Origin of the sequence: Streptomyces sp. NBC_01707, from assembly GCF_041438805.1 — a bacterium.
Classification (GTDB): Bacteria; Actinomycetota; Actinomycetes; order Streptomycetales; family Streptomycetaceae; genus Streptomyces.
Genome location: NZ_CP109190.1, coordinates 4,810,156 through 4,821,565 on the forward strand (window position 1 = coordinate 4,810,156; position 11,410 = coordinate 4,821,565).

Sequence of the window (11,410 nt, forward strand, 5' to 3'; positions counted from 1 at the left end):
AGAGTTCATGACCAGCGAAAACCGACCCAATCCGCGCTTCGAAGAAGACATGCAGTTCAAGCGCATCGCCGGGCCGCCCCGCTACAACCGTGTCGCACAGGGGCCTGTGCAGTACGTGCGGGTGGCCGCCGACAACGGCGTGGTGATCGGATATGTCTGGGCCAACGACGAGGGCGAAGCGGCCGGCTGGGTGGCGCCGCCGGGGCTGGGCGCAGCCGAGATCAATGCCGGCGCCGCATGGCTTCGGAAGCTGCGGGACGCGAAGGCGCGCGAGATCGCCCCCACCGCCCTGCTCACCGAGCTGATCCGGGACACGAGCGACATCCAGGGAAGCCGCGTCGTGCCCGGCTCGCTGGCCGAATCCACGACTCTCGATGAACTCAAGGAACTGGCGAACAAGGGCTGACCACCCCCATCGAGAAGTGACGGAGCACGGCCGAGTGACCGAGGTACAGCGACCCAACCCGCGCTTGAACGAGGATCTGCTGTTCAACGCGGCGCCCGGCGGACCACCGCGCTACAGCCACCTGTCCCAGAAGCCCGTTCACCACCTCACCGTCGCGGACAGAGACGGTGCCGTGATCGGCTATGTCTGGGCGAACGACGAGGACGACGCCGCCGGGTGGGTGGTCCGCAGGGCGGGCGGCGACGAGGCATTCAACAAGGGCGCCAGATGGGCCAGAAGACTCCACGACGCGAAGGCCCGCGGCATTGTGCCCACCGCAGCCCTGGCAGAGATGATTCAGGAGTCGGATCCCACGAAGAGCAGCCACGTCGTGCCCGGGTCCTTGACCGAGGCACCGAACGCCGACGCGGTCAGGAGACTGGCCAACCCGACCTGAGGCCCTTGGCTCCCGCGGATCCACGGCCCAAGCGATCGCACCCACCGCCCTGCGCGGCCGAAGGCGTGTTCGTTCGATGTCGGCCGGCTCTGTCATGTGTTGGTCACAGCGGGGGGCCGCTGGTTGAACCGATGAGCCGCAGCAGCAAGGATATTGTCGTATCAGATCATTTAGCTTGGCAGGGGGAAGCACATGAAGTTCGACATGGGGGCGCAGGTTCTGTCGAGTCTGACGTCGAAGTCGCGTGGCTCGAGTGATGACTTGGGCTCGTTGATCCGTCAGTTGGTGCAGGCGGCGGCGCCGTTGGAGGGGAAGTTCAACGGTGCGGGGCGGGTGGCGTTCGATTCGTTCAAGAACCGGTCGGACGAGATCACGGCGGCGTTGAACGGTTCGCTGTCGGCGCTGCTGGGTGGTCAGTCGGGCATGGAGCAGGCGTTCGGCTCGGGTGACCAGGAGCAGGGTGACAACGCGCGTCAGCAGATGGGCGCGGCAAACTTCGACGCGGCCCGCTTCGGCGGACGCTGACCGTCTCTCGGTTTCATGGATTCCACAGATTTCACGGATTTCACGGGGAGTGTTTGTTGATGGCTGGTGGCAGTGATCGTCGTGCGTATGACACGGGTGCGTCGGCGGATGCGCAGGGCAACATCCAGGTCGTGATCGCGCGTCTGGAGGAAGTGATCGCGGCGCGTGACGGCCAGGTGAAGGCCGCGATGGCCGACTTCACCGCGGACGGTGTGGCGGATGAGTACCACGGCAAGGAAATGCGGTGGAACCGGGCCTCGCAGGAGGTCAAGAGCATCATCCAGCTGCTGAAGACGACGCTGGAGAAGAACGACGGGACCGCGCAGCACACGATCACGCGCGCGAAGGCAGCCGTCGACAACATCGGCTGAGACTTCACCGCACCGGATATCCGGGGGCGTCGGCCCCCGGGACCGTGGTGCGCGCGGAAACGTTTTGTTCGACTGTTCGTGGCGGGTAGTTGGGGCACGGGGGTGTGCTGGTGACCGGGTGGGATCTGAAGCCGCAGGGTATTCAGGGTGTGCTGAAGACGACGGGTGAGACGGCGGGGAAGATCGAGACGTATGCGAAGTCGTACGGCACGCATCTGACGTCGGCGGCGACGAGTGCGGGCACGATCACCGCGGAGGGCGGTGGTGAGGGCGGGGAGAAGGCCGGTGGGGGTCTGGTCGCTCTCGCCCTGTCGCAGTACGCCGAACACGCCACGACGGACCTGAAGTTCATCGCGGCCCGGGCCGGGAAGTCGTTGACCGGTGCGGTGGATGCGACGACCGCCTACCTCAACGGTGACCTGGAGATGGCCGCCGAATCGCAGCGCAAGGCCCTGGGTATCCCGGACCTGGACCTGACGAAGCCCGGGGTGCAGACCAAGTGATCAAGCCGGAAGCGATACCGCAGTTCACCGGTGACCTGGGCCAGCTGGAGAAGGACTACGGCAGCCTCAAAACCGACGCCGGGCACATCCGCAGCACCGGCTCGGATGTCCACACCCAGTTCCAGGGCCTGTCCGCCTACTACCAGGCCCCCGAGGCGGAGAAACTCTTCGCGTCGACGAAACCGGTCCAGGACCGGGCCGACACCTTCGCCGACGACCTGGAAAAGGTCTCCACCGCCCTGTCGGACTACGCCACCGAGGTCCGCCCGCTGGTCACGAAACTCGCACAGCTCAAAGCCGACGCGACGACGTTCGTCAACGCGAACAAGGGCGATGACGACTGGGAGTACGACGAGGACAAGGTCGACGAGCACAACCAGCTCCGCGACGACGTCACCGCGACCGTCGCCGCGTTCTGGGCCGCCGAACGCACCTGCCACAACAAGATCACCGCCCTGTTCGGCGGAACCCAGATGGTCGCCGGCGACGGATCCGACCGCAAAGACCAGTACGGATTCAACGCCGACGACCTCAAGAACGCGAAACTCCCCTGGGGCGACCCCGTCGAGGAGAAACACCACGTCTGGGAAGTCGGCCACTGGGTCAAATCGTTCGTCTGGGACGGACTGATCGTCGACGGGATCTGGGGCACCATCAAGGGCCTGGGCACCCTCGTCGGGTTCGGCGGCTGGGACGCCATGGGACAGGCCTGGAAAGGCCTCGCCCAACTCGCCACCGGCCTCGCGATCACCGCGATCCCCGGCGCCAGCACCCTGTTCTGGACCCTCCCCGACGACAAACTCCCCTCCTGGCTACGCGACTCACGCACCGCGATGAAGGAAACCGGCAAAGCACTCGTCGCCTGGGACGAATGGGGCAAGAACCCCGGACGCGCCGCCGGAGCCGTCACCTTCAACGTCCTGACCACCGTCTTCACCGGCGGCGCAGGCGCCGGCGTCTCCGGCGCCGGCAAAGCCGGCGCCGTCGCCAAGGTCCTCTCCGTCGCAGGCAAAGCCGGCAAGGTCATCGACCCCATGACCTACATCGCCAAAGGCGCAGGCGCAGGCCTCTCCAAAATCGGCGACATCGCGAAGGGCCTCAAGGGCATCGAGAACATCGAGATCCCGAAGCTGCCCGATGATGCGATCGTGCTGCCCGAGGGTGCGCTCAAGCTGCCCGACGGGGCGATACACCTCCCCGAGGGCGCAGCCATCCCCGACGGGGCGGTCAAACTCCCCGACGGCAACTTCAAGCTCCCCGACGACGTCCCGGTCCTGCCCGAGGGCGCCACCAAGCTGCCCACGGCACCCGGCGCACCCGCCCGCTACTTCGACAACGAGTACAACCTCCTCGACGAGAACGGCAACGTCCTCCAGAACGTCGACGACGCCCGCGTCGAAGGCTCCCCCGACATCAACCCCGACACCGGCGCGGACACCAACACCCCGCACGCCGAAACCCCCTCACCGGTCCGCGAACCGGCGCTGGTAGGCGCGGGCGCCCACACCGCCGACGCCACAGCCCACGTCGGCGCCAACGCGGGCGACCACGCCATCCGCATCGGCGACAGCCTCGGCAACGACCTCGGCGACATCGGCCGCACCGGAGACAACCTCCCGGGCGGCACCATCGGCGACAACCTCCCCGGCGGCAACGCAGGCAACCACCTGCCCGGCGGCGGGGTCGGCGACCACATGCCCACCGGCCACGCCGGCGACAACATGCCCAGCAACAACCTGGACAACGCCGCACCTGACAGTCACGTCGGTGACCACGTGCCGGGGCCCCGCACCGAGACGCCGGGCACGGGTCCCGCCGTCGGCCACGACGTACCCGGCGGCTCCAACGCGGACAACGGGCTCCCCCACACCGGCGACCACGGCCCGATCGGCCCCGGCCGCCTGGACGACCTCGGACACACCGCGGACGACGCGAGCCATGGCGTGGACGACGCTGGGCACGTCGCCGACGACGGGGCCACGCCGGCGAACCACGCGGACGAGGGCACCGGAAACGGCGGCCACAACGGGGAGCGGGAGCTGACCCCCGCCGAGCGGAAGCAGATCCAGGACGAGCACATCCGGAAGGCCAACGACCCCGACAGGACGTGGTTCGAGAAGTACTACGACAGTCGGGGCCATCGATTGGACAAGTCCGCGAAGGAGAGCGGCGTCGAGCTGCCCATCCTGGCCAAGGACAGCAACGGTAACTGGATATCCAAGTACGACATGCCGCACGGACCGTCCGAGGTCAAGGTCGACCGGACGCCGCTCGGGCGGAACTCCGCCGATCCCATACATCTCGGGGACCTCGACAACGCGGCGAAGAATCGTCATCTGGGCATGGAGCTCAACGACGCGCAAAAGGCATTCGACAACGCCCCGTCCGACACGACGAAACACGCGCTCGAAGCCGCGCAGGACGCCTACCGCAGCCAACTCGGTGACATTCCCAACAACAGCAAGCTGGGCGAGCGGCTCGGTGAGGACGCCGCCGCGTTGCACGTCGTGCCCAAGGAGTTCCCGACAGCCCAGGTGGTCGACCTCCCGAAGACGCCCAATGGCGCCAACATGTTCGACCAGGTGTACAAGCTCAGCGATGACGGTGACTACCTCATCGTCGAGGCAAAGGCCCCTTCCGGGGAGCTCGACTGGCGTCAGGGCGTCGGCGACACTGCCCAGGGCATGAGGGTCAAACAGGGTACCAAGCTGTACATCCACACCATCCTGGCGGAGATGTGGAAGCGCGGCCCCGAGGACATCAAGATCGCGGACGACCTCTTCGATGCACTGGAGGATGGAAAGCTCAAGTACGTATTGGTGAAGGCGAACGACAACGCGGGCTCCTACGCTGGTGCCGTGCTGGAACATTTCAAGATCTGACAGAGGAGAGTTTCAGTGGTCACGAGCATTCCCCGCCACGATTTCCCGACGGAGGAAACCGCGGAGGCCATCGCGGCGCGGGCTCAGAGCACGAATCGGGTGATCGCTCGGCTCGAAGGGTCCGAGATGGCCGGCTCGCGCGCCCTGAGCAGCACTCTGACCGTGGCTAAGTCGTGCTGTGCGACCGATCCTGAGGCGACGAAGTTCGAGACGTGGGAGGCCTGGGTCACGGCCATGCAGGTCGGCTCGGCCCTGTTCGCCGCGGGCACCGCGCTCGAGGGTCCGGTGCCGTCCCGGATCGGGGTCGACGGCGAGGTGAAGAACCTTCCGGCGACCGGGCCGAAGCCGTACCTGCATGCGGGGGCCTGGCTGACCTCCTTCTACCTGGCGGTGATCTGCCGCGAGAACCAGCGTCTGGAGCAGCTCGCGCAGGTGCCCGTCTCGTTCCTGCGTGCTTCGGGTGCGGTGTTCGACGAGTTCATCTACGACTGGGTGGAGGCCCTGCAGAGCTTCTGGGCCGGTCGCGCTGAGGACATGTGGAACAAGCTCGTCGCTGCGGCGAAAGGCACCGCCCCCGAGACGATCGGCAACACCGACACGGAACTGGTGCTGAAGGTCCTCTACCCTCCGATCAATCTCTTCGACCGCTACCAGCGTGTGGACACAGCACAGTTCAACGAGGCGCTGGTCGACGCCCTCACATGGCACAAGCAGTACTGGACCGCAGACGAGGCACGCTCTCTCAGCAGCGACGGTCTGGTCGCTCTTGCCCCGCTCGCCCTGGCCTGCTTGGCCCGCGACGGGGGCATCCCAATCGAAGTCGAATCGGAGTACCTGCCCAAGGAGCTCCTGGAGTTCGGCTGGGCGGGCGAGGTCGATGCCTGAGCCGTCGGCGTGAGGGCTGTGACCGTCACCCTTCCCTTGCATGGTGTGCCAGGGCCCACCTCAGCGGCTCGAGTCCGCCCGAAACCCGGTGTCGACGCCGCGACCGTCACCGCAGTCCCGATCCGTGATGTCACTCCTCATTGTGGGCCAGTGCCCCTGGTGACCCCCTGCATTCTCCTGGTCGACGAATGAGAGAACCAGTGGTCACGCACATTCCCCGCCACGACTTCCGCACGGACAACGCGGCTGCAACCATGGCGCCGATCATCAAGGCCGCCGAAGAGGTGCTCGACGATCTTGAGACGTCCGAGTTCGACCGCTTCGATGCCTTGGGCTACACCCTGGCTGCAGCGGAGTGGCACTGCTTGACGGACCCGATGGCCACGGAGTTCCCGACATGGGAGGCGTGGGTCACGGCCATGCAGGTCGGCTCCGCCCTGTTCATCTCAGGTACGGCGGCCGAAGGGCCCGTGCCGTGCCATATCGGCAACAGGGGCGAGGTGAAGAACCTGCCCGCGACCGGCCCACAGGATTACCTGCACGCGGGGGACTGGCTCACTTCCTTCTATCTGGCAACGATCTGCCGCGAAAACGAGCGTCTCAATCAGCTGGCGCAGGTGCCCATCTCGTTCCTTCGCGAGTCCGGCGCGGAGTTCGACGAGTACATCTACGCGTGGGTGGAAACCCTGCAGAACGCCTGGTTCGGGCGGCGGGAAACCTGGGACACCCTGGTCACGGCGGTCAATGGAACCGCCCCCGAGAGGGCACAGGTCGCCGGCGAAGAGCTGGTGCTGAAGATCCTTTATCCGCCACTGGAGCTCTTCCACCGCTACCAGCGACAGGACACCGAGAAGTTCAACGCGGCGCTGGTCGACGCTCTCACCTGTCACAAGGAGTACTGGACCGCCAACGAGGCGCGTTCTCTGAGTGGCGAAGGCCTGGTCGCTCTCGCCCCACTGGCCATCGCCTGTATGGCCCATGACGCCGGTATTCCGATCGAGATCGAGTCCGAATACCTGCCCAAGGCTCTCCTCCAGGGCAACTGGGTCGGCGAGTACGACACCTGAACGCAGACTCGCAGTTGATGACGTTGCCTTCCACGGTGACAGCGGAGTGCGTCCCTGCCCTGCGGGAGCTCCGGACCAATCGAGCTTGCGGAATTCCCGTACCCCGTCGGTGTTATCCGCCGATCAATCTCTTCGACCACTATCAGCGATATCGCTGGACGGAGCACCCCGTGACCATCTCTGTTCCCCGGCATAGTGAGGCGGGGCCCAACTCCGCGCAGTGGGCCGAACTTCTCGGCGAGGGCCTGGCCGAATCCATCGATCGGCTCGAAGCATCGCCGACCATGATCGACTCCGCGTTCCGTACCGCCCTTCTCCATGTGGAGGCGCGTTGCACGGTCGATCCACAGGCCGCGGAGCTGGAAACATGGGAAGCGGTGGTCGCCGCAATGCAGGTGGGGTCGGCGCTGTTCGCCGTGACGGGGGCGACCGAGGGGACCGTCGAGTGCCGCATCAATCGTGAGATGCGGACTCTCCCGGCCATCGGGCAGCGTTCGTTCGCCGACGCGGGAAACTGGCTGACGGCGTTCTGGCTGGCGATCGTGTGCCGTGACCAGAAGAGGATGACGCAGCTGTGTCAGATTCCGCTGGATCGTCTGCGTTCGCCCGAGGGAGAGTACGACGAGTACATCTACCACTGGGTGGATGCTCTGCAGGCGTACTGGCTACAGCGTCCTGGCCTGGTGGAGAAGCTGGTGGCTGCGATCGAAGGGTCCTATCCCGAAGCGGTCTCGGTCACTCCCCGGGATCTGCTCCAGGGAGTTCTGTACCCGCCGATCGGCCTGTTCCACCGCTTCGCACGGAAGGACGAGCAGGGCTTCAACCAGGCTCTGGTGGAGGCGCTTGAACTGCACAAGGCGTACTGGACGGCTGACGAGGACCGGGCCAAGGATCCCGATGGTCGTATCGCTCTGGGCCCTCTTGCCCTGGCCTGCCTCGCTCACGACGGCGAGATCCCTCTCGCAGTGGAGTCCGCCTACCTGCCCAAGCACCTCCTGCAGCGCAGCTGGCTCGGCGAGTTCCCCACCTGAGCTCCAGGGGAGAACATGTGATCACGCACATTGGCGTCCGGCCCGGTTACGGGGGGCGAAGGTCCGATGCCGTGGGGAAGATGATGTCATCTCGCATCCGTAAGGGCTGGGCGCCGCAGGAATTCCCTGCCGACCGAGCCGCCGCCGAACGACTGCGTGAATGGCTGCAGGAATCGGACGGTAAAGGGCTCGACGCCGTGGGTCTCGGCTTCAGCACCGCAGACCTGTCGGGTCGGTCGGGCGACCGGAAGAGACGTCAGGCATGTTCAACTCGTGAAGCGGAACCGCCCTGTGGGCTCTCTTGACGCCGACGTCGGTCCAATCGCCGTCTCGGGCGCCGGGAAGTGGATCGACGCAGAGGAACGCGAACATCGCGAGCGTGATCTCGTCACGCTGGCTTCTGCGCAAACTGCAACCTTACGCTGGATGGCGTGGACAGCTCGCATGGAAGGTTCACCGGAAATCCGCGGACCGACGACTATTGGATCCCCTGATGGCCGAGGTGGCGCGAATCGACATCGACGACCCCGAGGTCGATAGGGATCAGGGGCAGCGCGTGCTGTACCGGGGGGAACTCTTCACGGGCGAGGCCGAAGAACGCCTGGGGGGCGTTGTTGTCAGCCTGGATTCCTACGTGGCCGGCGTGCAGGACGGTCCCAGCCGTGAGTGGTACAAGGACGGCACGCTCAGATCCGAGGGAACAGCCCGCATGGGGCTTCCTGTAGGGGTTTCCAAAGAGTGGCACCCGAACGGCACGCTCGCCGCTGAGCGCGTGTTCGCCGAAGACGGGTTGACCTTGCTGGCGGATCGCCAGTGGGACGAAAAGGGTCGGCCCACCAAGAACTGGCGCAAGGGCGGGAGATAAGCCCCTCCCTGACATAAGCGGAGTCACCGGACTGGTTCATCCCTCCGCTGGGCGGCACGGCCGCGACCACCCGCATTCCGATCCAGGGTCCGCTCGATGACCTGGAGTTGCCCCCGCGTCTGCGCGCGGTACGCCCCGAGTGGCTCATCGGATTCCTCGGTGTTCGGGCAGGCACACGCGCGCACCGAAGCCGGTGCGCGAGCCACTGAGCCGCACGACTCGGTGGGTGCAGGCCCACCGCGCCGAGCAGCACCGGCCGTTCACCGGCAACGGTGCGGGCAACGCGGCCCCGGCGCCCCGCCGTTCCCCATCTCCCGCCCCACAACTCACCGGCCCACCGTCTGTATCGCCCTGATTCCTGTCCTTTGGCTCTGCTTCATGATTGTCCGGGGTCTGTCCCACTCCCGGCTCCGGGTTGTACTGCTGACTTGTCCATGCCTTATGTTGCGGAGGCAAAGCAAGGGGGATTTCCGTATGCCGCAACACACGCAGCCGACTGCAGCGCCGCGGACGACATCGGCCGGCGCCGGCGCCCTGGCGCGCGTCGGGCGTGCCCGATGGGCAGCGGCCGAGCGAGGCAACGTTCATGCAGTGGACGCAGGACGCGGTACGCGCGACGGTTCACCGACGACCGAGGCAATGGACGACTGAGGCAGCGGACGACGAATGGCACGGGATTACGACAGCCAGCTTCTGGAGTCGGTGGCGGTACGCCGCCGACGGATGCGGGACGCGCTGCTGTTCGGTGTGCAGCGGTCGCGGCGCACGGCGGACGAGCGGCTCGGGAAGGTGTTCGCCGGGATCGCCATCGCGGCCGTTCTGTGCGCGGGATGCGTCGGGTGGTCCTTCCTCCAGCACACGCTGGCGAAGCAGAAGGCCGAGCAGGAGAAGCAGCAGCGCCAGGAGCAGCAGTACGAGCAGCCGACACCCGCGGCGAAACCGGACAAGTCCGGGAAATCCAGCCCCGGTTCTCCGTAGTGGCGACCGCCCGATGACGACTTCCGTGAACAGCACCATGGGCGCGTCCAGCCGGCCCCCGTCCTCAACGTCGCGACGATAGGTTCCCGTAAAGTGGTGAGCACAGCAATGACTTCCCGGGCTCAGCTGAGCCGGGTGACCCTGGTGGGTGAGCGACGCCGGGCCGACATCGTCCTGCCGTCCGACACGCCGATCGGCCAACTGCTTCCGGACATATTGCAGTTGCTGGACGACCGGGCCGCATCCCGCCCGATGACACGGCAGTTGATCACATCCGACGGCTCCGCGCTGCCGCACGACAGCACACTGTCCTCCGCCGAGATCGCGGACGGCGCCGTGCTCCGGCTGGTCCGAGCCCACTCCGCGCCCCCCGCCCCCGTCGTGCACGACGTCACCGATCTGGTGGCCGACGACCTCGACCTCCAGGCGTGGCGCTGGCGCCCCGCAGCCCGACGGGCCAGCGCGGGCGTGGCGACCGTGGCGTTCGCGGTGATCGCGGCACTGCTCGCCCGCCGCGAGTTCGCACTCGACGCCCTCGCGGGCGCGCTCGTCGCCGTCACGCTCCTCCTTCTGGTGGCCGGCGCACTCGTCGCCAGGATCGGCCAGGGAAACCGCGGCCTCGCGACCGCCCTGCTGCTCGCCTCCGGCGGCCTCGGCATCCTCACCGCCTGGACCGCCGCGGACGCCTACCACTGGTCGGGCACCGCACGGCTCGCCGCCGTCGCGGGCGCGCTCGTCCTCGTACTGCTCCTGCTCGGCTACTTCTCGCCGCTCGGCCGCGGCGGACTCATCGGGGCCGTGGCGACCGCCGCGATCACCGTGGTGTGGGAGGCCGTCGCCGCCGTCCAGGACGACCTGTCCCGGCTGGGCGCCGTCATGGCCGTCTTCTCCGTGGTGCTGCTCGGGCTGCTCCCCCGGCTCGCGCTGATGGCCTCCGGGCTGACCGCACTCGACGACCGCCGCTCCGGCGGCGTCTCCGTCAGCCGCCACCAGGTGGGCAACGCCCTCGCGGCCACCCACCGCGGCCTCGCCCTCGCGACCACGGTCACCGCCGTCTCCGCGGCGGCCGGCGGCTGGCTGCTCACCCAGGCGCAGACACCGACCGTGTGGACCGCGGCGCTGCCCGCGCTCGTGGCCCTCGTGCTGCTCTCCCGGGCCCGGGCCTTCCCGCTGGTCGCCGAGGTCGTTGCGCTCATCGCCGCCGCCGCGGTCCTCGTCGTACGCCTCGTCATGGTGTGGATGCAGCACTCCGGAGGCGCCGGGCCGCTCGCCGTGCTGTGCGCGGCCGCGGTCCTGCCGCTGCTCGTCCTGGCGGTACAGCCGCCCGAGCATGTGCAGGTCCGGCTGCGGCGCATGGCCGACCTGGTCGAGTCCATCGGCGTCGTGGGGCTCTTCCCTCTCGCCGTCGGGGCGTTCGGCGTGTACGGACAGCTGCTCAACAAGTTCTGAGTCGACGCTCAG

12 protein-coding genes are annotated in these 11,410 nt (G+C 67.2%); all 12 read left to right on the forward strand.

The genetic code is table 11. The features are described from left to right. Window positions 1-7: 7 nt before the first annotated feature. The 12 genes from OG963_RS21645 to eccD all read left to right on the forward strand — a co-directional run bounded on the left by OG963_RS21645 (window position 8) and on the right by eccD (window position 11,398). The gene (locus OG963_RS21645; protein WP_093779751.1) at window positions 8-406 is read left to right on the forward strand and encodes a hypothetical protein; all 399 of its coding nucleotides are present in this window, start codon (window positions 8-10) and stop codon (window positions 404-406) included. Window positions 407-440: 34 nt separating this feature from the next. Then, window positions 441-842: a hypothetical protein gene (locus tag OG963_RS21650; protein WP_093931618.1), complete on the forward strand. Its 402-nt coding sequence runs from the start codon at window positions 441-443 to the stop codon at window positions 840-842. A 192-nt stretch (window positions 843-1,034) separates the two neighbouring features. Continuing rightward, window positions 1,035-1,367: a hypothetical protein gene (locus OG963_RS21655; RefSeq protein ID WP_093779629.1), complete on the forward strand. Its 333-nt coding sequence runs from the start codon at window positions 1,035-1,037 to the stop codon at window positions 1,365-1,367. Window positions 1,368-1,426: 59 nt separating this feature from the next. Further along, window positions 1,427-1,738 carry a pore-forming ESAT-6 family protein gene (locus tag OG963_RS21660; RefSeq protein WP_267003503.1) on the forward strand — a complete coding sequence of 104 codons (312 nt, stop codon included), beginning with the start codon at window positions 1,427-1,429 and terminating at the stop codon, window positions 1,736-1,738. 110 nt (window positions 1,739-1,848) lie between these two features. After that, entirely contained in the window at window positions 1,849-2,241 is a 393-nt protein-coding gene (locus OG963_RS21665; RefSeq protein ID WP_327125030.1) for a DUF6507 family protein, read from the forward strand. Beyond that, entirely contained in the window at window positions 2,238-5,123 is a 2,886-nt protein-coding gene (locus OG963_RS21670) for a hypothetical protein (RefSeq protein ID WP_371799341.1), read from the forward strand. Before OG963_RS21665 ends, OG963_RS21670 begins: the two co-directional genes overlap by 4 nt. A 15-nt stretch (window positions 5,124-5,138) precedes the next feature. Further along, complete coding sequence (locus OG963_RS21675) at window positions 5,139-6,008, forward strand: immunity 49 family protein (protein ID WP_371799342.1); 870 nt, start codon at window positions 5,139-5,141, stop codon at window positions 6,006-6,008. A gap of 188 nt (window positions 6,009-6,196) precedes the next feature. Then, window positions 6,197-7,075 carry an immunity 49 family protein gene (locus OG963_RS21680; RefSeq protein WP_371799343.1) on the forward strand — a complete coding sequence of 293 codons (879 nt, stop codon included), beginning with the start codon at window positions 6,197-6,199 and terminating at the stop codon, window positions 7,073-7,075. A gap of 170 nt (window positions 7,076-7,245) precedes the next feature. Continuing rightward, a complete protein-coding gene (locus OG963_RS21685; RefSeq protein ID WP_093773454.1) occupies window positions 7,246-8,106 on the forward strand; it encodes an immunity 49 family protein in 861 nt (286 codons plus the stop codon). Between the two features lie 493 nt (window positions 8,107-8,599). After that, a complete protein-coding gene (locus tag OG963_RS21690; RefSeq protein ID WP_319328164.1) occupies window positions 8,600-8,971 on the forward strand; it encodes a hypothetical protein in 372 nt (123 codons plus the stop codon). Between the two features lie 666 nt (window positions 8,972-9,637). Then, window positions 9,638-9,949: a hypothetical protein gene (locus OG963_RS21695; protein ID WP_030929537.1), complete on the forward strand. Its 312-nt coding sequence runs from the start codon at window positions 9,638-9,640 to the stop codon at window positions 9,947-9,949. A 108-nt stretch (window positions 9,950-10,057) separates the two neighbouring features. Next, window positions 10,058-11,398, forward strand: coding sequence for a type VII secretion integral membrane protein EccD (gene eccD, locus OG963_RS21700; protein WP_093773459.1), 1,341 nt, complete (start codon window positions 10,058-10,060; stop codon window positions 11,396-11,398). Window positions 11,399-11,410 lie beyond the last annotated feature (12 nt).